The organism is Pseudomonas sp. NFACC46-3, assembly GCF_900114515.1.
Taxonomy (GTDB): domain Bacteria; phylum Pseudomonadota; class Gammaproteobacteria; order Pseudomonadales; family Pseudomonadaceae; genus Aquipseudomonas; species Aquipseudomonas fluorescens_Q.
In genome coordinates, this window is the sequence record NZ_FOTH01000041.1 from 21,177 (window position 1) to 44,659 (window position 23,483).

14 protein-coding genes are annotated in these 23,483 nt (G+C 61.4%); 11 read left to right on the top strand and 3 right to left on the bottom strand.

Annotated elements, in window-relative coordinates:
• The first annotated feature begins 55 nt into the window (after positions 1-55).
• Positions 56-817: an ABC transporter ATP-binding protein gene (locus tag BM300_RS26690; RefSeq protein WP_092222053.1), complete on the top strand. Its 762-nt coding sequence runs from the start codon at positions 56-58 to the stop codon at positions 815-817.
• A 180-nt stretch (positions 818-997) separates the two neighbouring features.
• Here the strand turns inward: BM300_RS26690 and BM300_RS26695 are convergent, their stop codons facing one another.
• Complete coding sequence (locus BM300_RS26695; RefSeq protein WP_092222055.1) at positions 998-2,101, bottom strand: sigma-54 interaction domain-containing protein; 1,104 nt, start codon at positions 2,099-2,101, stop codon at positions 998-1,000.
• Positions 2,102-2,406: 305 nt separating this feature from the next.
• Here BM300_RS26695 and BM300_RS26700 point away from each other — a divergent pair, with 305 nt between their 5' ends.
• From BM300_RS26700 to BM300_RS26710, 3 genes are all read left to right on the top strand, one after another.
• Positions 2,407-3,669, top strand: a complete 1,263-nt coding sequence (locus BM300_RS26700; protein ID WP_092222057.1) for a serine hydrolase domain-containing protein — start codon at positions 2,407-2,409, stop codon at positions 3,667-3,669.
• 116 nt (positions 3,670-3,785) lie between these two features.
• A complete protein-coding gene (locus BM300_RS26705; RefSeq protein WP_092464466.1) occupies positions 3,786-5,123 on the top strand; it encodes an alginate export family protein in 1,338 nt (445 codons plus the stop codon).
• A gap of 39 nt (positions 5,124-5,162) precedes the next feature.
• On the top strand, positions 5,163-6,266 hold the full coding sequence (locus BM300_RS26710) for a polyamine ABC transporter substrate-binding protein (RefSeq protein WP_072344702.1): 1,104 nt from the start codon (positions 5,163-5,165) through the stop codon (positions 6,264-6,266).
• Between the two features lie 48 nt (positions 6,267-6,314).
• Here BM300_RS26710 and BM300_RS26715 read toward each other — a convergent pair whose 3' ends face one another.
• Positions 6,315-6,926 carry a TetR/AcrR family transcriptional regulator gene (locus BM300_RS26715; RefSeq protein ID WP_063321473.1) on the bottom strand — a complete coding sequence of 204 codons (612 nt, stop codon included), beginning with the start codon at positions 6,924-6,926 and terminating at the stop codon, positions 6,315-6,317.
• A 516-nt stretch (positions 6,927-7,442) separates the two neighbouring features.
• On the opposite strand from BM300_RS26715, the gene gabP reads away from it, so the two are divergent.
• The 4 genes from gabP (at position 7,443) to BM300_RS26735 (ending at position 13,589) form a co-directional block, all read left to right on the top strand.
• Positions 7,443-8,843: a GABA permease gene (gabP, locus tag BM300_RS26720; RefSeq protein ID WP_092344956.1), complete on the top strand. Its 1,401-nt coding sequence runs from the start codon at positions 7,443-7,445 to the stop codon at positions 8,841-8,843.
• A 309-nt stretch (positions 8,844-9,152) separates the two neighbouring features.
• A complete protein-coding gene (locus BM300_RS26725; protein WP_092141475.1) occupies positions 9,153-10,874 on the top strand; it encodes a type I secretion system permease/ATPase in 1,722 nt (573 codons plus the stop codon).
• Positions 10,867-12,237 carry an HlyD family type I secretion periplasmic adaptor subunit gene (locus BM300_RS26730; protein ID WP_092141472.1) on the top strand — a complete coding sequence of 457 codons (1,371 nt, stop codon included), beginning with the start codon at positions 10,867-10,869 and terminating at the stop codon, positions 12,235-12,237. Before BM300_RS26725 ends, BM300_RS26730 begins: the two co-directional genes overlap by 8 nt.
• 2 nt (positions 12,238-12,239) lie before the next feature.
• Positions 12,240-13,589, top strand: a complete 1,350-nt coding sequence (locus tag BM300_RS26735; RefSeq protein WP_092344960.1) for a TolC family outer membrane protein — start codon at positions 12,240-12,242, stop codon at positions 13,587-13,589.
• A 299-nt stretch (positions 13,590-13,888) separates the two neighbouring features.
• On the opposite strand, the gene BM300_RS26740 is transcribed toward BM300_RS26735, so the two are convergent.
• Positions 13,889-19,501: a putative Ig domain-containing protein gene (locus tag BM300_RS26740; protein WP_092464468.1), complete on the bottom strand. Its 5,613-nt coding sequence runs from the start codon at positions 19,499-19,501 to the stop codon at positions 13,889-13,891.
• 324 nt (positions 19,502-19,825) lie between these two features.
• Here BM300_RS26740 and BM300_RS26745 point away from each other — a divergent pair, with 324 nt between their 5' ends.
• From BM300_RS26745 to hemN, 3 genes are all read left to right on the top strand, one after another.
• Positions 19,826-20,269, top strand: coding sequence for a CopD family copper resistance protein (locus BM300_RS26745; protein WP_092464470.1), 444 nt, complete (start codon positions 19,826-19,828; stop codon positions 20,267-20,269).
• 95 nt (positions 20,270-20,364) lie between these two features.
• Entirely contained in the window at positions 20,365-21,738 is a 1,374-nt protein-coding gene (locus BM300_RS26750; RefSeq protein WP_092464472.1) for an oxygen-independent coproporphyrinogen III oxidase, read from the top strand.
• On the top strand, positions 21,735-23,123 hold the full coding sequence (gene hemN / locus BM300_RS26755) for an oxygen-independent coproporphyrinogen III oxidase (protein ID WP_092141457.1): 1,389 nt from the start codon (positions 21,735-21,737) through the stop codon (positions 23,121-23,123). The genes BM300_RS26750 and hemN overlap by 4 nt, the downstream gene beginning before the upstream one ends.
• Positions 23,124-23,483 lie beyond the last annotated feature (360 nt).

Here is a 23,483-nt window from a genome sequence, read left to right on the forward strand (position 1 = left end):
GCATCGCGGCAACCGGGCGCACGCGTCCGGTCGCTGTCTGAAAAGGTGAAACAGCATGGCGACGAACGTGCCGATCCTGCAGATCGACGATATTGAAGTGCTCTACGAACAGACCATCCTGGCGGTGCGCAGCGTGTCGCTGGAGGTGGGAAAAGGGCAGGTCGTGGTGCTGCTGGGCGCCAACGGCGCGGGTAAAAGCACCACACTGAAGGCGGCCTCCAACCTGGTGCGCGCCGAACGCGGCGAGGTGGTGCGGGGGCGGATTGTCTACCAAGGGCGAGACGTGACCCGCAGCGCGCCTCATACCTTGGCGGCGAGCGGCCTGGTGCAAGTGCTGGAAGGTCGGCATTGCTTTGCCCAGTTGAGCGTGGAGGAAAACCTGCTGGCCGGTGCCCTGGCGCGCCAGGTGCCACGGCGCCAGTTGCTGGCTGACCTGGAATCGGTTTACGGCCATTTTCCCCGACTGAAACTGCGGCGCAAAAGCCTGGCCGGCTACACCTCGGGCGGCGAGCAACAGATGATCGCGATCGGTCGTGCGCTGATGGCCAGGCCGCAACTGGTCTTGCTGGACGAACCGTCGATGGGGTTGGCGCCGCAGATCGTCGAGGAAATCTTCGAGATCGTGCGGCAACTCAATCAGCGTGATGGTGTGAGCTTCTTGATCGCCGAGCAGAACATCAACATCGCCCTGCGCTACGCCCACTACGGTTACGTGTTGGAAAGCGGTCGCGTGGTCAGTGAAGGCAGCGCTGAACAACTGGCGGCCCGCAGCGATCTCCAGGATTTCTACCTGGGCGCGCGAACAGCAGTGCTGTGAGCACCGCTGACATGACCCTGTGGCGAGGGGATTTATCCCCGTTGGGCGCGCAACGACCCCAAGCAGGTTGAACGCAGTCGGCCTGATACATCGGGGACAGGTCTTGGGGCCGCTGCGCAGCCCAGCGGGGATAAATCCCCTCGCCACAAAAAAGGGACGCACCTGGCTTTTGTGGCGAACTCAGGTTGAAAGGTTGATGACCTGGCCGTCCCGCGTACTGAGCGCGGGGCGGCGTTTGTTGACCACCAGTTCGCCAATCCTGATCAGCAACGTGCGGGTGACATTGCGGCTCAGGCCCAACAGGCTGGCGGTGTGGACCTGATTGCAATTGGCGTATCGGTAGGCGGTGCGTAGCAACTCGGCCTCGACCTTTTCATACACGTCGCCATGCTCTTGCTCGAGCAGTTTCTCGAAGGCTTTTTGCAAAAGCGCCTCTGCGCTTTGAGGGGCCGAGTCCGGCGGGTTGTCCCGGCGTTCGATACGGAGGTTCGACAGGTGCAGGTCCTGCACGCCGATCACATTGTTACGGCAAATCAACAGGGTGTGGTGGATGACATTTTCCAGCTCGCGGATATTCCCCGGCCAGGAATAGTCGAGCAATTTGCGCTGTGCCTGGGCATCCAGCGTTACCTCGCCGTGACCGAGCCTGCGGCTGTACTCGGCAATGAAGTGGCGGATCAGCGGCAGGATGTCACCGGGGCGTTCGCGCAGCGGCTTGAGCACCAGGCTGACCACGTTCAGGCGGTAATAGAGGTCTTCGCGAAAGTGTCCGGCATTGATGGCTTTTTCCAGCTGTACGTTGGTGGCCGCCAACACGCGCACATTGATCTTGATGCTCTTGCGCGACCCCAGTCGAACCACTTCGCGTTCCTGCAATACCCGCAGCAACTTGACCTGGATCGGCAGCGGTAAATCACCGATTTCATCGAGGAACAAGGTGCCGCCATCCGCTTCCTCGAACCAGCCGGCCTTGGCCGTCAACGCGCCGGTAAAGGCGCCTTTTTCATGGCCGAACAGCTCGGCCTCCACCAGGGTTTCGGAAAACGCCCCGCAGTTGACCGCCACGAACGGCTTGTGGCGACGGGCGCTGAGGTTGTGTACGTGGCGCGCCACCAGTTCCTTGCCGGTCCCGGTCTGGCCGATGATCAGCACGCTGGCGTCACTGGGCGCCACTTGTTGCAGGTGAGCCAGCAACGCGCGGGAGGTGGGGTCTTCGAAGACCTGGGCCGTGGCACGAATCGAGGTGGCCAGGCCGGGAGAGGGGGGAAGTGTTAGAAGCTGCATGACGGTGGCCCGTTAATGAGATTGCCGTGACTGAGGATGGGTAGATGCCAACATTCTTGAGGCAGTACCGCGAAGCCATTGGGCTTAAGGCTTAATCTAAATGATCTAAAAAATATAAAACAAATAACCTTTAGTTATTTGCTTAAGGCTTTCGTCCCAGAATTCAGTACAGCGCTAGGGGTCATGTCGCCGTTAACGAGATAAATTGAAATGATCATAAAAAGTTTTATTGACTAAAAAATTACATCGGGTAATTATTTCCCTGCATCTGCTTTCACGCAGAGTCATTTTGCAGGGGCAACCCGATGAATCAGAACACCGTGCCTTCACTGGCCAGTCTTTACGTCGAGACTCACGAATCGCCATTTGACGCACGCCTGGCGCCTTCACTCATGCAAGGCTTTCCCGCCGAACCCCACCGCCGCGTCACCTGGCACAACTGGATGAGCCCACCGTTCAACCAGTGGGGCTTCCGCAACCTGGCGCGCTTGCGTCCTTCCATCGATGTGCGGGCCGGTAGCGGACCGGTCAGCGCGTTCAAGCAGGCGCTCCAGCCGCTGGATGAGCTGCACTTCGACAGCGAGTGTGGCTTGAGCATCAGCGTGATCGACCACCTGATCGCCAGCCAGACCGATGGGTTCCTGGTCCTCAAGGGCGACACCGTGCTGTTCGAGCGCTACTTCAATGGCCAGTGCCCCCAGGACCGGCACATCATGTTTTCGGTGACCAAGTCGCTGATCGGTGCCCTGGGCGAGCAACTGGTCTGCGAAGGCCTGTTGGACCCGACGCTGACGGCCGCCCATTACGTACCGGAACTGACGGGCAGCGCGTTCGGCGATGCGACCGTGCGCCAGCTGTTCGACATGGCCGTGGCCGTCGATTACAGCGAGGTCTATGAGGACCCGGATTCCGAGAGTTCCCAATACGGCTACGCCTGCGGTTTCCAGCCGGCGCCAGCGCAGTACACGACGTTCGAATCCCTGTATCAGTACATGCCGTCATTGAGAAAGCGCGGCAGTCACGGCGGCTTTTTCCACTACGTGACGGCCACCACCGAGGCGTTGGCCTGGGTCATGGAGCGGGCATCAGGCAAGGCCTGCCATCAGTTGCTGCAAGACATCTGGAGCCAGTTGGGCTGTGAACGTGACGGCTACTTCCTGGCGGATCCCTGGGGCCGCAGCGTCGCCGGTGCCGGTTTCAGTGCGACCTTGCGTGACATGGCGCGCTTCGGTCGCCTGCTGGCCAACGATGGCCGCCAGGGTAGGACACAACTGCTCTCGGCCGAGGCGCTCGCCGGTATCGCCACCGGAGCCGACCCCGCGATCTACGCTGCATCCCCCGACTTTTCGAGCTGGACCCCAGGCGCGTCCTACCGCAGTCAATGGTATGTCTTCAACGACCACAGCCAGGCGCTCATGGCCGGTGGTATCCATGGCCAATACCTGTTCATCGACAAACCGTCCGGCGTGGTGATCGTCAAGCAGTCGTCCCTGGGCGAGGCCGTCAGCCCCTTCGACGGCGACAGCGTGCGCATGTTGCGCGCCATCGCGGCGCACCTGACGCCCTGACTGCATCCGATAAACACAACAATTTTGCGTTCCGCTCACCTGGCCCACCAGGTGTTGGCGCGGGTTTGCGCCGCCATTCACTGCCCTGTAACAACAATAATCAACAGGAGCTCCATATGGTTTCCATGATGCGTTTGTCCCGAACGTTCCTCGTGCTCGGGTTACCCTTGACCGCCCAGGTTGCCTGGGCGGGCTACACCTTCGAGGAGGGCAACCTCAAGGGCGAGGTCAACTTCAGTGCCGGTGGCGCAGTCCTTTCTACCCGCAACGTCAACTTTGGCGGCGGCGTGGTGGACATGCGCAGCGGCAAGAATCGCGGCACGAAAATCGACTGGCAGGAGTTCTACGTCAAGCCGGGCATCAAGTTGGAATATGCCGTGCAGCCGGATTTCGCCCTGTTGGCTGGCGGCTCCCTGGTGGGGGCGACCACCTTCGGTGATGGCGATGCCGGTGGCTTTACCCGCAGTTCCGACGGCAAGGTGTCGACCGAAGAGTTCTACGGTGGTTTCCACGCCGGGGAGTGGACGGTCACGGGCGGTCGCCAGAACTACATGATCGGCAACGGTTTCATCGTGATGGATGGCAACCTCGACCAGTTGAACGACGGCGCCTACTGGCTCGCCCCACGCACCGCCTTCAAGGATTCGGCAGTGGTCGCCTGGGACCATGGCGCGTTGAAGGTCCAGGGCTTCAGCCTGGGGACCGACAGCGACCTGGGTGATTTCCGCATGAGCGGCGTGAACCTGGACTACAACCTCGACGACCAGGTGACGCTGGGCGCCACCGCGTTGAAGGTCAAGGCCATGGGGCCCAAGGGCAGCACGTTGCCGCGCCGTCGCGATGGCATGCTGGTGTACAACGTCAGGGCCTTGAACGCCCGGCTCCCGGCTATCCCGGACCTGACCCTCAATGCCGAATATGCCCTGGAACGAGGCAGCGGCGAAGGCGTGGATTACGATGCCAAGGCCTGGTACGGTCAGGCGGATTACACCTTCAGCACGCTGCCGTTGACCCCGGTGATCGGCTACCGCTACGCGAGCTTTTCCGGCGACGACAACCTCACGGACAACCGACAGAAAGCCTGGGACCCGTTGAGCAAGGGCTTCGTCGATTGGAGCACCTGGCTGATCGGTGATGTCGTCGGCAACTACCTGCTATTCAACAGCAACGAAAACGTCCAGCAGTTCTCACTCAAGACCCACCTCAACGAAACCCTTACGCTCGGTGCGATCCACTACCAGTTCTGGCTGGACGAAAAAAACTACATGGGCACCGCCGTCAGCGACAAACGGTTTGCCGACGAAAGTGTAGTCTTCCTGGATTGGGCGCCTTCGAAGTCGTTGTCTACCTCGCTGTCCTATAACTGGGTCAAGCCCATGGCAGCGGCCAGACAAGTCTTCGGCGACGACCGGAAATTCAGCGCGCTGGAACTCTACTTCACCTACCGCTATTAAGTGCCGCGAGCCTTCGCGGCCGCGCTGGAGTGTTTGATAATGAATATGCTTTTGCGCAACACCTTGCTGGGCGCTGTCGTTTCGATGTTGGTCAGTGGCGCAAGCCTGGCCGAAGAGCGGACGGTGCGGATCTACAATTGGATCGAGTACCTGCCGCCTGAAATCCTCAAGAGTTTCGAGGAGGAAACCGGCATCCGTCCCATCTACGACGTTTTCGACAGCGTCGAGACCTTGGAGTCCAAACTCCTGACCGGCAACTCCGGATATGACGTGGTCTACCCGAGCAGTTCCAACGTCAGCCACCTGATTGCCGCGGGCGCGGTCCAACCCCTGGACCGCAGCCAATTGCCGAACTGGCAGCATCTGGACCCCGAGTTCATGAAAACCCTGGAAGCCATCGGTGACGAAGGCAACCGTTACGCGGCGCCGTATCTCTGGGGCACGACCCTGATCGGCTATAACGTCGACAAGGTCCGGCAGGTGCTCGGGGCTGACGTGCAGATGAATACCTGGGACATCATCTTCAAGGAAGAGAATATGGCCAAGTTGGCCAGTTGCGGTGTCGGCTTCCTTGATGCGGCGAACGAGATCGTACCCATCGCCTTGCATTACAAAGGCCTGGATCCCAACAGCCAGAAGCGCGAAGACTACCCGCAGGCCCAGGCGGCGATGCACACGGTTCGCCCGTACATCACCTATTTCAACTCGTCACGCTATGGCATGGACCTGGCCAACGGTGAGATCTGCGTCGGGGTGGGCTGGTCTGGCGGCGTGGCCCTGGCCACGCGACTGGCCGATGCCGCCGGCAAGGGTGTCAAGGTGGCGATGGCCTTACCCAAGGAAGGTGCGCCGATGTGGGCGGACGTAATGATGGTGCCCACCAACGCCCCTCATACCGCAGAGGCCTACGCCTTCATCAACTACATCCTGCGCCCGGATGTGATTGCCCGGATCAGCAACAAGATTGGTTACCCCAACCCGAACAAGGACGCCACGGCATTGGTGGACGCCGAGATCCGTAGCAACCCGGCCATGTATATACCGGATGAAGCTCGCAAGACCCTGTTCATGCTAGAGCCCGTGCCGGCTGCCGTGGAGCGGATCCGCACGCGCACCTGGACCGCCATCAAGACCAATCGCTGATCAGGCTGGCCCGGCGTCGCGGCGCCGGGCGCTTATCGGTGGATGTGCTCAGGCGCGCATGCCCTGGAACAGCAGCTCAGTGATACGCCGGACCTGCGTGGAATGGGCTTCGATATCCGGTTGTTCCTGGTTGACCAACCTGAACAGCTGCAAGTGCGAATAGTCGTTCAACAGGAACGCGGCGAGGTCCACGTCCAGGTCGGCGCGTAATTTGCCGGCCTGTTGCAATTCCCTGATCAGCCCACTGATTTCGGCCCTGAGCGCATCGTTCATGGCGCGATAACCCTCGGGCAGCCCGTTGTCGCCGCCAAACAGAATCAGCGGCAGCAATTCACGCCACAAGCTCGGGTGCATGACTTCCAGCGCATAACCGGTCAACAGTCGCTCCAGATAACACAACGCTTCGACCGGGTCTTCGATGTCAGGCATCTGGCTACGGGTGTCGCTGAGCGCGCGCTGGTCGGCGTCGTGCAGGATCTCCAGGATGATTTCCTGCTTGTTGCCGAAGTACTTGAACACGGTGGGCGCCGATACGCCGGCCTGGCTGGCGATCTGTTCGATGGTGGTGTTCTGGAAACCCTGGCGCTCGAACAGTTCGACCGCTGCCTTGCTGATGGCTTGGCGGCGTTCGGCTTTTTGACGTTCACGCAGTCCGCTCACGGGAGGTCCTTGTTGGAGAGAAGAGAATAGAAGGCCGGTGCTTCCACAGGGGTTTGTGACTGACTTGCCTTCCGAACTCATGCAAAAATACTTAACTGAATAAAATGTTTAAAGCATTTATTTCAGGGTTTTCGGTGGAGTGCTGATCGGGAGTTTTTGTGGCGAGGGGATTTATCCCCGCTGGGCTGCGCAGCAGCCCTAAAAACGTTCGGCTCGGTGTCAAGTCAACGGCATTTTCGGGGGCTGCTACGCAGCCCAGCGGGGATAAATCCCCTCGCCACAATGGGCAAAACGCCATGTCCCACTTGGCGAAATCAGGCACAGAGATGGCGCGTTCAGGTAACTAACTCGGGAGGGAAGGCAGGTAACGTGGCGCGACTTTTCACCGCAAGTGCGCACGTTCGCCCAGGGTGGATCAACACAACCAAACGCTGCCGCTTCCAGGAGGGGCGGGAAACCAGCAACACCGACTGTCCCTGTGCGCGTCTCAATGTTCGATCACAAGAGAATAAAAAAATGACCAGCCCCAGCTTCAAGGACTCGAACGGCCATCTGGCACAGGGCTTCAAGCCTCGTCACGTCACCATGCTGTCCATTGCCGGAATCATCGGTGCGGGTCTGTTCGTGGGATCGGGGCATGCCATTGCCGCCGCTGGCCCGGCCGTCATGCTGGCCTATCTGTTCTCCGGGCTGTTGGTGGTCTTGGTCATGCGCATGCTGGGCGAGATGGCGGTTGCCAATCCGGATACCGGCTCCTTCTCCACCTATGCTGACCAGGCCATCGGACGCTGGGCAGGCTTTACCATCGGTTGGCTCTACTGGTGGTTCTGGGTGCTGGTGATTCCCATCGAAGCGTTGGCCGCCGGTCATGTGCTGAACCAGTGGTTTCCCGCCATCGACGCGTGGTTGTTTGCCTCGGTCTCCATCGTTCTGCTGGCCGTGACGAATCTGTTCAGCGTGTCCAAATACGGCGAGTTCGAGTTCTGGTTCGCCATGGCCAAGGTCGTGGCGATCATCGGCTTCATCTCCCTGGGTTTCGCGGTGCTGATGGGGTGGATTCCCGAGCGTGAAGCCAGCGGCCTGAGTCGGTTGATGGAGGAACATGGCGGGTTCGCCCCCAACGGCCTGTCGGCGGTGGTGGGCGCGTTCATTACCATCATGTTCAGCTTCATCGGTACGGAGGCGGTGACCATCGCCGCTGCCGAATCCGATAACCCTGCGCAGAACATTGCCAAGGCCACCCGTTCGGTGATCTGGCGCATCGGTGTGTTCTACCTGCTGTCGATCTTCGTGGTCATTTCCGTGGTCCCCTGGAACGATCCGCTCCTGGCTTCAGTGGGTTCCTACCAGCGGGCCCTGGAACTGATGAACATTCCCCACGCCAAATTCCTGGTGGATGTGGTGGTGCTGATCGCCGTGGCCAGTTGCATGAACTCCTCGATCTACATCGCCTCGCGGATGTTGTACTCCCTGGGGCGTCGCGGCGATGCGCCAAAGGCCTTGAAGGTGACGTCTTCGGCTGGTGTGCCACGGTCCGCGGTGATTGCCAGTACCGTACTGGGTGCGGGCATCACCTTGTTCAGTTACTTCATGCCCGCCGGCCTGTTCCAGTTCCTGCTCGCCAGCTCCGGCGCCATCGCCTTGCTGGTGTATCTGGTGATCGCCATCTCGCAACTGCGCATGCGCCGGATGTTGCAACGGCAGAATATCGAGCTGCCTTTTCGCATGTGGCTGTTCCCCTGGCTGACATGGTTGGTCATCGTGTTCATCTCGGCGGCGCTGGCGGTCATGATGGTCACGCCCGAGCATCGCAGCGAGGTCAGTACCACCTTGGGCCTGGCATTGGTCATTTCCTTTATCGGGTTGGTGACGTCGCGGCATTCGCCCCAGCCTGAACGGGTCGTTTCCCTCGGCTAGCCAAGCTGTTTTTACCCGGTTGACGCCACGTTACTGGCGTCAACAAAACCTCATTTCGGGCCCATTCGGGAGGCAATAAGCTCCGCCTTGAAACGCGGCCCGTCCGCTTGTCACCCACTTGCAAGCACACCCCTGCAAACCGGCACTAACCCACGGCTGCGTTGTCAGTAATTGGCGCCTGTAGGGATGAGGATCGCCCCTGATAACAGCACGCCAGCTGGATTAGTTTTTTCTCGATCACGCTCGGGAAAAAAGGCCTTGCGATGGATTGCGTCCTGGACCGACCATTTCTCTTGCAGGCGATTTCCCATGGGGTTTCTACTCGATCCGCGTCATGACATTGATGCTGCCTTATTGAGCTACCGCCGGGTGTTCTGGGCGCTGGCATTGTTCAGTGGCGTGATCAATCTGCTGGTGCTGGTGCCGTCGCTCTACATGATGCAGGTCTACGACCGGGTCCTGACCAGCCGCAACGAAACCACCTTGTTCATGCTGACCTTGATGGCCCTGGGACTGTTCATGTTCAGCGCCCTCATCGAGTGGGTCCGTGGCGAGGTGATGATTCGCATGAGCGCGGGGCTGGATGAAGCCTTGGGCGAGCGGATTTTCGACGCCGCCTTCGCTCGCAGCCTGCGCGAGCACAACGCCAACCCGGCGCAGGTGCTCACCGACCTGGCAACGCTGCGCCAGTTGATTACCGGGCAGGGCCTGATCGCCTTGCTCGATGCACCCTGGCTGCCGATCTTCCTGCTGGTGGCGTTCATCTTTCACCCCTGGTTCGGTGTGCTGACATTGGTGTTGGCCTTGGTGCTGATCGGCTTGGCGCTGTGGGGAGAACTGGCGACGCGAACACGCCTGGGGGAGGCCAATCGACTGGGGGTGCAGTCGTCGATCTATGTGAACAGCACGCTGCACAATGCCGAAGTTATCCAGGCCCTGGGCATGCTCGGGCCGCTGCGTCAGCGCTGGAGCCTGTTGCAGCAACGGATCATTGCCGCCCAGGCCCATGCCAGCGACCGCAGTGCACGTATTACCTCGACGACTCGTTTCGTGCGGATCTCCGGGCAGTCCCTGGCGTTGGGGTTGGGCGCTTTGCTGGTGCTTGAAGGCCAACTGTCGGCGGGCATGATGATTGCGATGTCGCTGTTGCTGGGACGGGCCTTGGCACCCGTGGAAATCGCCATTGGCTCGTGGAAGCAATTCAATTCCGGACGCCAGAGCTACCAGCGCCTGAGCCAATTGCTGGCCCAGCACCCTCGCGAGCGCCTGCGCATGCCGTTGCCACCGCCCAGCGGCGCGGTGCGCCTGGAACAGTTGTATGTCGGTCCGCCAGGTGCTTCGCAGCCGATCCTGCGCGGGATCAATTTCAGCCTCGCCAAAGGCGATGTGCTGGCGGTGGTCGGGCCCAGCGCCAGTGGTAAATCGACACTGGCGCGGGCCTTGGTCGGGGTCTGGCCGGCCATGGGCGGGTCGGTGCGCCTGGACGATGCCGAGATCAGCCAGTGGTCCCACGATGCCTTGGGCCCGTACCTTGGATACCTGCCACAGGACATCGAGCTGTTCGATGGCACGGTCGCCGACAACATTGCCCGCTTCGGTGAGCAGGACGCCGACAAGATCATCGCCGCCGGGCGTCATGCCGGCATCCACGAAATGATCCTAAGGTTCCCCAAGGGCTACGACACGCCGTTGGGCCCGGGTGGGCTTGGCTTGTCCGGTGGGCAAAAGCAACGCCTGGGCCTGGCTCGCGCGCTCTATGGGCGGCCATCGCTGATCGTGCTCGATGAGCCCAACTCCAACCTCGATGAAGCCGGAGAATTGGCGCTGGTGCAGGCCATCAGTGCGCTCAAGGCGGCCGGCAGTACCGTGGTGTTGATTACCCACCGTCCCAATGTACTGGCGGTGGTCGATCACATCCTGGTGCTCAAGGACGGTACTCAACAAGCGTTCGGCCCTCGGGACCGGGTGCTCAAGGCATTGATGCCGGGGCCGAGACCGGCCGCGGTCAGGGAGGCGGGCGGCGATGCGTGATCTGACTCCAGGGGCACAAGCGTACAGCGAGCAGGGGCTGAGTGTGCGCAGCACCACGACGCTGCCCAGTGCCAGCACCGACGCCGGGAGCGCGGCGCGTTATGGCGTGGGATTCCTGGTCCTGACGCTGGGTGGTTTCCTGCTCTGGGCCTGCCTGGCGCCGCTCGACCAAGGGGTGGTAGGCAGTGGCACCGTGGTGGTGGCGGGGGAGCGCAAGGCCGTGCAGTCGCTGGTCGGCGGAGTCGTGGAAAAACTGCTGGTCAGCGACGGCGACCGCGTCACCCAGGGGCAATTGCTCGTGCAACTCAACACGGTGCAAGCGCAGTCGCAATTGGACGTAACCCTGGGCAAGCTGCTCAATGATCGCAGCATCGAGGCGCGCTTGATTGCCGAGCGCCTGGGCAGCGCCGAGATCCAATGGCCCGCGGAACTGCTGGCCCACGCCGACGAACCGCGAGTCAAGGCGGCCATGGCCTTGCAGAGCCAGTTGTTCATCACCCGCCGTGCGGAGCTGGGCAGCCGCTTGCAGATCATCGAGCACGAAGCCGCGGCCTTGCAGCAGCAATTGCTTGGCTACGAAGGCGTCAAGCGCAACTACGACGCGCAGATGCGTTTCCAGCAGCAGGAGCTTGAAGGCCTGCGCGATTTGGCCCGCGAAGGCTACGTTCCGCGCAACAAACTCTTCGAGGCCGAGCGCAACGCGGCCCAGTTGGCGGGACAGATCGCCTCCGGTGTGGGTGATGTCGGCAGGACCCGGCAGGCGATCAATGAAAGCCGACTCAAGGCCCTGCAGGCGCAGCAGGAGTTTCGCCGTGATGCCGAAACCCAGCTCAGCGAAGTCTCGGCCGAGGCCGCTGGTTATGCCGATCAGATTCGTGCCTTGCAGTTTGAAGTCGACAACGGTGCGATCCGTGCGCCGGTGGCCGGGCAAGTCATGGATGTGAGCATTCATACCGTCGGCGGCGTTGCGCAGGCCGGCCAGACGCTGATGCAGGTGGTGCCGCTGGATGCACCGATGGCGATCACCGCGCGTTTCGAGCCGCTGATGGCCAACAAACTGCGCCCGGGCCTGCCGGTGCATGTGCATTTCACCGCGCTGCAACGGGTGGATACGCCGACGGTCACCGGCACGGTGACGACGGTGTCGGCGGACCAGTTGATCGATGAGCAGACACACCAACCGTACTTTTCCGCCAAGGTCGAGATTCCCGCCGACACCGTGGTTGAGTTGCAGCGCGCCGGTCTGCTGGTGCGCCCGGGCATGCTCGCCGACGTCACGGTGGTGACGGGCGAGCGCACCTTGATGAATTACCTGATGAAGCCTTTGCGTGAACGCTTGCTTGCAGCCTTCAAGGAGGAATGAGCATGGTCGACCGTCGCCGCTACCGTTGCCGTGTGTTGCTGGGCCTGTATACCGGTTGGGCGTTGATCGATCCGCTGTGGGCTGCCGAGGGAGGCCTGAGCCTCACCGCCGCCTACGATGCCTCGCGCCTCAATGATCCGACCGTGCAATCGGCGGCTCACGCTTTTGAAGCTTCGCGGCATGAAGAGGACATCGGGCGTGGCGGCCTTTACCCGCAAGTGTCGCTGACCTCGCGCTACGGCTACGGCGGGCGGACCGACGGCGGTGACGACAGCACTTACGTCAACAGCAACGATTACCAGGCCAACAACGTCACCCTGGCGGCGCAACAGCCGCTCTACGATAAGGCCCGCTGGGCTGCGTACCAGGAAGGCAAGGCGCGGGGGCAACTGGGTATCCAGGTGTTCGACGTGGCCGATCAGACCTTGTATGACCGGGTGGCAAAGGGGTATTTCGACGTTGCCCGGGCCGAGAACGAGATCAAGCTGATCCAGCAGCAAAAGGCGGCCATCCAAGGCTTGGTCATCCAGAGCAAAAAACTGTACGAGGGCGGCCAAGGCGCGATCACCGATATCGACGAAGCCCAGGCGCGGCTCGACCTGGTGCATGCCCAGGAGGCTGAAGCCCAGGCGCGTCGCGTGGCGGCGTTGCGGGCCTTGTCCGGGCGGGCCAGCGTGCCCATCGATGACATCCTGCCGATGCGCGAAGAACTGGCCGCCGGCAGTCCGATCCCGCCTGAGCAGGACTTACCGTACTGGACGGCGATTGCCCGTGAAGCCAGCCCCGAACTGGCCGCTCGGCTGGCCGCGGTGAAAGTGGCCGAGGCCCAGGCCGACAGCCAGCGTGCCGGGCATTATCCAACCTTGTCGCTGACCACTCAGTTGACCCGGCGGGAAACCCGTCAATACCAGGAACTCGACCCGCGCCAGGACACCTACTACGTGGGGGTGCAGTTGGATATTCCGTTGTATCGCGGCGGGGCGGTACGGGCGTCGGTGGCCAAGGCCGAAGCGCAACTGGCCGGCGCCCAGTCCGACTACGACGTGCAACGCCAACAACTGGCCGAGGATATCGAGGCCGATTACCTGGGCGTCGTAGCCGGGTTTGCCAAGAGTAAGGCGATGCAACGGGCGGTGGAGTCCAATCAGCGAGCACTGACCTCGACGGAAAAAGGCTTCCAGGGCGGCGTGCGCTCCACGGTGGATATTCTTGACGCGCAGCAGCGACTGTTCCAGGCACGTCGGGACCTGCTCAATACCAAGCTCGACATGCTGCAAAGCTATGTAAGCCTGCACACCCACACCGGCCAGATGAACCGCGCGGTGCTGGAGCAGGTGCAAAGCTTGTTCTAGACAAGCCAGGGTTCAAGTTCGCAACTTATCCCTGTGGCGAGGGAGCTTGCTCCCGCTGGGCTGCGAAGCGGCCCCAAACCCAGACAATGAGTGGTATCAGGCAGACCGAGTCCACCGGTTCACGACTGCTGCGCAGCCGAGCGGGAGCAAGCTCCCTCGCCACAAAAGCCGCCCATGAACTTCAACTTTTCTGGCACAACACGCCGTCCTGGGGGGAGCTTGCTCGCGATAGCGGTGGGTCAGTCAGCATCCATGCTGAATGTGCCGCAGCTATTGCGGACAAGCCTGCTCAGGGGCAATCAGGCGGTGAAGTCGCTGGCGTGCAGCTCCTTGACGCCCACCAGTTCGAATTCGAACTCGGGGGTGGCGTCGGCGTTGGTGCTGCCGAAGAGGATGCCATCGACGAAGCGCAGCTGGCCGGTGGCGTTGGTGGCGTCGAAGGCGTTGCTGCCGATGAACGTGAAGGCATCGACCGTGGCGGTCAGCGGGTTGGCGTCCAGGCCGGTGAGGTCCAACTTGTCGAACTCCGTACTCTTGAAACCGCTGATCACGTCGCGCAAGGCCCCGACGCCCATGTCCGACAGCGCACCAAATGCGTAGGTGTCCGCACCAGTGCCACCGGTGAGGTTGTCGGTGCCTGCGCCGCCGATCAACCGGTCATCGCCCGAACCACCCACCAGCGTATCGTTGCCGGCCCCTCCATCGAGGACGTTTGCCGCGCTGTTCCCCGACAGTGTGTCGGCGTAGGCGCTTCCTTTCAGGTTCTCGATGAACTTCAAGGTGTCGAGCCCGGACCCCACGGTGTTCTGTTGCGCCGACGTCGAGAGGTTGACGGTCACGCCAGACAGGGCGCGCTCGAAGCTGGCCGTGTCAATGCCATCGCGTCCATCCAGCACATTGTTGCCGGTGCCGGCGAACAGCGTATTGTCCAGCGCGTTGCCGGTGCCATTGGCGGCGCCGGTGCTATCGACATACAGGTTCTCGACGTTGTTGCCCAAGGTATAGGCCGCGAGGCTGCTGTGCACGCTGTCGATCCCGCCAGTCACGGTATTGCTGTTGGTCTCGATCACGCTGTCGTCGGCATTGTCGACAACGTAACTGTCGTTGCCGTCACCACCGCTCATGCTGTCGTTCCCTGCGGCGCCGTCGAGCACGTTGTTGGCGGCATTGCCGGTGATGAAGTTGCGCCGTTCATTGCCGGTGCCGTCGATGTCCGATACACCGGTGAGCACCAGGTTCTCGAGATTGGCCCCCAGCGTCCAACTGACCGAGGCCTGCACCGTATCGATCTGCGCCGTCGAGGTGTTGGTTTCCACCACACTGTCTAACGCGTTGTCGACCACGTAGATGTCGTTGCCATCGCCGCCGGTCATGGTGTCGGCGCCCAGGTCGCCATCGATCGTATCGTTGCCCGAACTGCCCACCAGGGTGTCGTCCTGGTCGGTGCCGGAGATCATCCCGCCCTGGTTCTGGGCGTTGTCGAAAATGTCCTGCACGCTGTTGTTGTCGTTGGGGTTGCCCTGGAAGCCCAGGTCATCGGCAATGTAGTCCGCCAGGCGTTGACCGACGATTTCCGCTGACTCCTCGTGCAGGTGCCAGACGTCATCGGGATACACCAGCGGGTCGACTTCGTAGCGCAAGGGCAGGTCGGTGTAGTCCACCGCCAGCTTGACGTCGGCGCGCTCGGCGGCCATGGCCTCCTGGGCGGCGCGGACATAACCGACGCCCTCGACGATGGACGCGATTTTTTCTTCCGAATAACCCCGGGCCCGGGCCGCATCCTCTTCGTAGTGACCGGTTTCCATCAGATAGACGCTGAAGTTGCCAAATTGGGCATGCAAATAGTCGAACACCTTCAGGGTCGCGGCCTTATAGGCCGCTGCTGCCGCGGCCTTGTCCGTGGCGCGGGCGATTTCCTGGGCGGCTTCCTCGCCCTGGCCCCAGATGATGCCCATGGTGACGTTGTCGATCGACTGCAGTTCGGTGCGCTGGTCGCGCAGCAACGTCACCGCCCGCAACAGTGCCGGCCCGGGTTGGTTGGTGTCTGTCAGCCACCAGCACAGTTGGAGTTCCTCGGGGCTGAGCGTGGACAGGCCGTTGACCGTGCTGCCGCCGACCGCGATGTCGATACCGTTGCCATCGGCATCGGTGAACTGGCTGCGCACGTCATAGGTGGTGTAGCGGTTCAAGTCATTGACCAGCATCGAGGTGCCGGATTGGTCATCGTCCTCGGTCATGCGCAGCAGGCGCGCATTGGATTGGCCGAGGGTGGGCAGGTAGAGAATGTCCTGCTGGGCGCGCTCGCCGAAGACGAAGTCGTTGGCGGTGAGGGTGTTGAGGTAGTTGCCGTTAAGGGCGATCTCGAAGCGATTGCCATCGGCGTCGGCTTCGGCGGACTTGATGTAGGTTTTGTCGCCCGCCGTGTTCAGGGTCATGTACAGCGTGCCGTTGCTGCCATCGCCGAGGCCGAGAAAGCCCAGCCCTGAAACGTCGATTTTGTCGACGCCAACGGTAAAGTCATAAATCGTGTCGGTGGCTGTGACACCCCCGGTGTCGTAGTCGCGGTAGCTATCGGACAGGTTGCTGTAGCGGAACGTGTCGGCGCCATCGCCACCGTACAACGAGTCGCGTCCGGCACCGCCGTCGACGATATCCGCGCCGGTGCCGGCCTTGATCGTATCGTTGCCGCCGAGGCCGAGGATCAGGTCCGCACCCGTCGTGCCGTTGAGGGTTTCGGCGTTGTTGGTGCCGGTAATGGTGTTGGCGGGCGCATCGGCCACCACCAGGCTGAAGTTGTCGCTGACCGAGGCGCCCGAGGGGTCGGTGGCCTTGACCAGTATGTCGTAGTTGCCTGCAGCGGTGCTGGTTGGCGTGCCGCTGAAGGTCAGGCTGGTGGCGTTGAAGCTCAGCCAGGTGGGTAGGGCAGTGCCATTGGCGAGGGTCGCGGTATAGGTCAGCACATCCTGGTTGGCGTCGGTGAAGCTGTTGCTCGCCACCGTGTATTTGAAAGGCGTGCTTTCACTGGCGTTCTGGTCCAGGAGTGGGGTGGCCACGACCGGGGCCACGTTGGTGGGGTTGGTCTGGTCGGCGAAGACGAAGTGACTGGCCGTCAGGCTGCTGACGAAGTTGCCCGCCATCGAGATCTCGAACCGGTTGCCGTTGGCGTCGACCGTGAGGTCCTTGAGGTAGGTGCGGTTGGTCGACGAGCTGTAAGTGACCTGCAGGGTGCCGTTGAGCCCGTTGCCCAGGCCGATATAGCCAAGCGCCGAGACATCGATCTTGTCCGCCGTCAGCTCGAAGTCGAGGATCTGGTCACTGGCGCTGGTGGAACTGGTGCGGTAGCTATCGAGTTTCGAGGTGTAGCGGAACACATCGGCGCCGGTGCCACCGGTGAGTTTGTCGACCCCGGTGCCGCCGACCAGGATGTCGTTGCCGGCGCCGCCATTGAGGGTGTCGTTGCCCGCGCCACCGAACAGCTGTTCATTGGCCGTGGTGCCGGTCAGCGTGTCGTTGTTCGGCGTGCCATTGATCACAATGGTGGTGGGAACGTCCTGCACGGCGAGGGTAAAGCTGTCGCTGACGGTGGCGTTGCTGCCGTCGCTTGCTGTGACCTGGATGGCGTAGGTGCCCGACGCGGTGTCGGGCGGCGTGCCACTGAAGGTGCGGGTGGCGGCATCGAAGACCAGCCAGCTGGGCAGGGCGTTGCCATTGGCGAGTTTGGCGGTGTAGCTCAGGCTGTCGTTGTCCGGATCGGTGAAACTGGTGGCCGGCACCACGTAACTGAACGGGGTATTTTCGGTCGCGTTCTGGTCCAACAGCGGCGTCGCCAGTACCGGCGCCTGGTTGGTCGGCGAGGTGGTGGCGAAGACGAAGTTGGCGCTGGTCAAGGTGTTGAGGTAATTGCCATCCAACGCCACTTCGAAGCGGTTGCCATTGGCGTCGGCCTCCAGGGACTTGATGTAGGTCTTGGTGCCGGCACTGTTGAGCACCAGGTACACGGTGTTGTTCTTGCCGTCCCCCAGGCCAGTGAAACCCATGGCCGAGAGGTCGATCTTGTCGGCGCTGACGTTGAAGTCGGTAATCAGGTCGCCGAGGTTGGCGCCACCGGTGTTGTAGTTGCGGTAGCTGTCCAGGCGGTTAGAGAACACGAAGGTGTCCGCCCCGGCGCCACCGGTGAGGGTGTCCATGCCAGCACCGCCGTCGAGCTTGTCGTCGCCCGCACCACCGCTGAGGCTGTCATTGCCTGCCAGGCCGAGCAGGGTATCGGCCGCATCGCTACCCAACAGCGAGTCGCTGCCGCTGGTGCCGGTGATCACCCGGTTGAAGATGAAGTTGCTGGCCGTCAGGGTGCTGCTCAGGTTGCCCGAGAGAATCAACTCGAAGCGATTACCGCTGGCATCGGCGTCGTAGTCCTTGATGTAGGTACGGTCGCTGCTGGCGCTGTAGCTGACCTGCAGGGTGCCGCCACGGCCATTGCCCAGGCCGGTGAAACCGAGGCCGGCAAGGTCAATCTTGTCCTGGGTGACGTCGAAGTCGGTGATGGTGTCATCGAAACTGGTGGTCGCGTTGCGGTAGCTGTCCGACTGGGCGACGAACCGGAACGTATCGGCGCCGGTGCCGCCGGTGAGTTTGTCGATGCCGGCGCCACCGACCAGGATGTCGCCACCGGCCGCGCCATTGATCGTATCGTTGCCCGCGCCGCCATAGAAAATCTCGCTGGCGGCGCTGCCGAGCAGTGTGTCGTTGCCCGCGGTACCTTGCACGGTGGTCATCGGCACCGTGGCGCTGACGTAGCTGCCGTCGCCATAGACCAGCGTGGCGCCCTTGCTGGTGTGGCTGATGGTGTTGGCGATGATGGCGTTGCGGTCGGTGCCGTCTTCATTGCGCTCTGCAACACCGTAGGTCGACAGGTCGCTGCCGCTGATGATGTTGCCCTGGATGAGGTTATCACTGCCGTTGAAGTACTTGCCGGACACGCCCAGGGTGTCGTCGTAGGACTGGATGATGATTTCCGGTACGGCGCCGCCCAGGGAATTGTTGTTGAGGGTGTTGTCGATGATTTCGACGTGGTTGCTGCCGTAGATGCGAATCCCGGCGCTGCTGTTATCGTGGATGTCGACGCCGGTGACGGTCACTTCGCTGGAGAGCTTGATCAGCACCCCTTCGGCGCCATTGCCATACACCTCGCCGCCGGTGATGGTGATGTTGTTGGGCGAGGGGATGTCCTCGCTGCCGCGCTGGATCACGATGCCATTGCCGCCGTTGTCGTAGGCGACGTTATTGGTCATGGTGAAATCGTGGGTGCTGGTGACGACGTTGAAACCGTGGCGGTCGTTGTCGTAGGCGACGTTGTTTTCGAAGGTGCTGTCGCTGAGGAAGTCGGCGACGAAGCCGTCCAGGCCGTTGCCGTGGGACACGCTGTTCTTGATGACCATGTTGACGGTTTGCTCGTGGGGGTCGAAACCGTACCCGGAGCAATCCTTGATCTCGACGCTGTCGAGGGTGACGTTGGAGTCGTAGCCTTCTTCGCCTGGAATGTAGCCGTTGAACCAGCCGTCGACCTTGCCGGTGGTGCTGTCGCGGTTGCCGTCGATGGTGAGGTTGCTGACGCCGAAGTCGTGGGTTTCCTCGCCGTAGGCCGAGCGGATGATACCGGTGATCTTGGTGTCGGAGCCGTCGACCAGCTTGACCGTGGTCTCGCCCATGCCGTCGCCGTACAGGTAGACATTGCTCTTGAGCATCAGGCAGCCATCGGAAGGTTCCTCACCCCCCGAAACGATGTAGGTACCGGTCGGCATGTACACCTGCCCACCGCCGGCCGCTGCCGCCGCATCAATCGCACTTTGGATGGCTGCCGTGTCGTCGGTGATGCCATCTCCTTTGGCGCCAAAATTTTGTACGTTGAAAATCATGAGCTTATCTCCGTATCAGGCTTAAACCTAGGTAGACGTCAACATTCCATCGACGACCTTCGTGTTATGACCCAGCGGAGCGCAAAAGTTGTGACCGCATATCGGGGAAAGTGTCAAAAAGCCGGACTAACTGATCAGCGGTTGTGTCGGAATGGGCAGGAGTAACGTTTCGTTGACGCTTTCTGAAGCCCGACGCCGCCTACTGTGGGGCCGTTGGTGTGGCGGACATGCGGCTTCCTTGATTGGCATCAAGCTCGTTTCCAGGGCTGCGGGATAACCTCGAATAAACCATCGCCCCGCTGAAGAGGGCGACCGAGGAACCCCATGATTTATCCGCTGTTTCTGACCTTGCACCTGTTTGCCGCGCTGGTTTTCATCGGCACGGTTTTCTTCGAAGTCCTGTTCCTGGAGAGCATCCGCAAACAACTGCCCATCAAGGTCATGGTGCTGCTGGAGCAAGGCATCAGCCAACGCGCCCGGCAGTTGATGCCGTGGGTGCTGCTGGTGCTGTTCGGCGCGGGCATTGGCATGGTCTGGCTGCGCTATTGGCCGGTGCTCTCGTCGCCGTTGCAGTCATCCTTCGGTTTGCTGCTGGGGCTCAAGATCCTGTTGGCGGGCAGTGTGCTGGGCCATTTCCTCTGGGCCATGTGGTTGTTCAGGAGTGGGCGCATGAACGCCCGCTACGTGCACATCATCCATACCAGCGTCTTCTTGCACATGGTCGCGATCGTGCTGCTGGCCAAGGCCATGTTCTACGTCACCTGGTAAGCGCTGGCGCGTGGTTCCAAGGCGCTTGATACAGGTCAAGGTGCCCCGGCGGGTTACCCCGCAAACTGCTCCCGCACTGCCACTCGGAGATTGTCATGTTCGACCCGTTCCATACCCTCGGTGAGCGACCTTCGGGCCTCGCGTCTGTGGTGGCTGATTTCGATTGTCCGGTCGGTACACGTAGATTCCACACAGGCATCGGTTCGCTCGACCTGCTTCGAGGGTTGCGCAGCAGCCGTCAGAAACGACGGCCCTTGTCCCTGGCGGTGCACCTGCCTTCGCGCTTGCGGCTGGCGTCGTGTTCGCCCCTGGCCAGTGACTGCCGGTGCGGCGAGATCGAGGGTTATCTGCAACGTCTGATGTATGAGCTGGGGTTGGTCGGTTGCCACTTGGGCGCAGGGCGGCGCGTCGAGCAGTTTTGCCTGACCGGTGGCACACCGGTGATCGCTCATCTGCAGACGTTGATGAGTGACCTGCGCAAGCGCTTCGACTTCAGTGAATACGACGGTGGCGACCACAGTATCGAGGTGGACCTGCACCACACGGATTGGTCGACCATGGGCCTGATCCGTGACCAGGGTTTCACCCATGTCAGCATCGGCGTCCCCGACATTGGCGTCGACAGCGACCTGTCGGTCGATTGCTACCAGAATCCGGCTCCGATCCATTCGTTGATCGATGCGGCGCGCACGTTTGGTTTTCGCTCCATCAACATTGACCTGGGCTACGGTCACGCTTGGCAGACGCCCAGCAGTTTCGCCCTGAAACTGGCGACGTTGATCGAACTGGAACCGGACCGGTTGCACATTTTCGACTACGCCCGCGCGCCTTATCGTTACCGCTCGAAGAACGCCGGGGTGGCCGGTGCCTTTTGCAGCCCGGCCGACAAGGACGCCATGCGGCGGATCTGCTGCGAGCAACTGATTGGCGCCGGTTATCACTACATCGGCCTGGGCCAGTTCGTCAGGGCCGACGATGACCTGGCGGTGGCCCAGGAACACGGACGCCTGCATCGCAATTGCCAGGGTTTTACCCGTCACGGTTGCTGTGATCATGTGGGCTTCGGTCTGTCCGCCATTACTCAGATCGAGCACCTGTACGTACAGAACACCGACGACCTGCATCAATATTGCCAACAGCTGGACGCCGGGCAGTTGCCGGTGTGTCGCGGCTGGCGCTGTGAAGCGCAGGATCAGGTCAAGGCGAGCGTGACCGAGCAGCTGTCCTGTGATCTGGAGCTGGATATCCTGGCCATCGAGGCACGCTTCGGCCTGGTGTTTCGCGAGCATTTCGCGTCTGTCTGGCCGTCGCTGGAAGTGTTGCATGACCAGGGATTGATCGAACTGTCGAGCCGGTTTATCGGCATCCTGCCCGCCGGGCGCTTGAACGTCGATGCGATCTGCAATCTGTTCGACCCAGGAATGGATGACGCAGGCCCACACCCTTTTGAAAAGTTGAACCCATCATGAATGCTGTATCCGGTTTCAATCGTGCCTTGGTGGAGAAATACGACCGCCCGGGGCCGCGCTACACCTCTTATCCGACGGCGCCGCAGTTCCACCAGGCCTTTGCCATGGACGAATACCAGCAGGCTGCCCAGCGCAGCAACCAGGCGCCGCAGCCCAAGTCGTTATCGGTGTACATCCATATCCCGTTCTGCCAGAGCCTCTGCTATTACTGCGCGTGCAACAAGATCATCACGCGCAAAAGCCATCGTGCCGTCGAATACCTGACCTACCTCAAGCGCGAAATTGCCCTGCAGGCGGGCTTGTTCGACCGCTCGCGCAAACTGACCCAACTGCATCTGGGCGGGGGCACGCCGACTTACCTGACCCATGAGCAACTGGCCGACCTGATGGACTGCCTGCACCAGTCGTTCGACATGGACGACAGCGACGCCCATGAGTTTTCCATCGAGGTCGATCCGCGGACCATCGATGCGCAACAGATCCAAGGCTTGCGCCAGCTGGGGTTCAACCGCCTGAGCTTTGGCGTCCAGGATTTCGATGCCCAGGTGCAGATCGCCGTCAATCGAGTGCAAAGCGAAGCCCAGGTCGTCGAGCTGGTGGAGGCCGCGCGCCTGGCGCGCTTCAAGTCGGTCAGCGTCGATCTGATCTATGGCCTGCCTTTGCAGACCATCGCCAGTTTCGATGTCACCTTGAGCAAGATCATCGCCCTGCGTCCGGACCGGATCGCGGCCTACAGCTACGCCCACCTGCCGCAACGGGTGCGGGCGCAACGGATGATCCGGCCAGAAGACATGCCGCCGCCAGAGCGCAAGCTGGAGTTGCTCGAGCTGACCATCAATCGCCTGACTGAAGCCGGCTACGTCTATATCGGCATGGACCACTTTGCCTTGCCGGATGACGAACTGGTACGCGCCCGCGCCCAGGGCAGCCTGCAGCGCAATTTCCAGGGTTACTCCACCCACGCCGACTGCGACCTGATTGGCCTGGGGGTGTCCTCGATCGGCAAGGTGGGCGACAGCTACAACCAGAACGTCAAGGAGCTTTCCCAGTATTACGCCCGGTTGGATCAAGGCTTGCTGGCGGTGCAGCGTGGTTATCGGCTGAGCGACGACGATCGCCTGCGGCGCGAGGTCATCAGCGAACTGATGTGTCACGCACGCATCGATTTCGGCCAGATCGAGCGCGCCCACGGCATTCGATTTACCGAGTACTTCGCCGATGCGCTGGACCGACTCCAGGAGCTGGTGCGCGACGGACTGCTGGACCTTCGCGACGACAAGCTGGTGTTGTTGCCCCAGGGGCAATTGATGATGCGCAACGTGGCCATGGCTTTCGACGCGTACCTGGGGGCGGACCAGACGGTTCAGTATTCGCGTACGGTCTGAAAACCGCTCTTGTGGCGAGGGAGCTTGCTCCCGCTGGGCTGCGATATAGGTAGTCCGTTCCTTGCTCCCCCATACTGATACTCGCTGGAGTCCGGTTGTTGCGAGGAAGGAACATGCACCTGCGAGCTACGAATAGGGCTGCAACGCATCTCGATGATTACTGCTTCACCTTCGAGCCCAGCAGGTGCGCTTGCGCCCTCTAACGAACACTCAGGGAAAGCCGGGCACGGCTCTCTATATCGCCTTCGCTGGACGCAAGCATGCATGTTCCTGCATGTACTTTAGCGTCTGTGGAGGTGTGCAATGCAAACGCTCTTGTCTCAGAAATTCACTGCTTATATCGGAATTGATTGGGCCGAT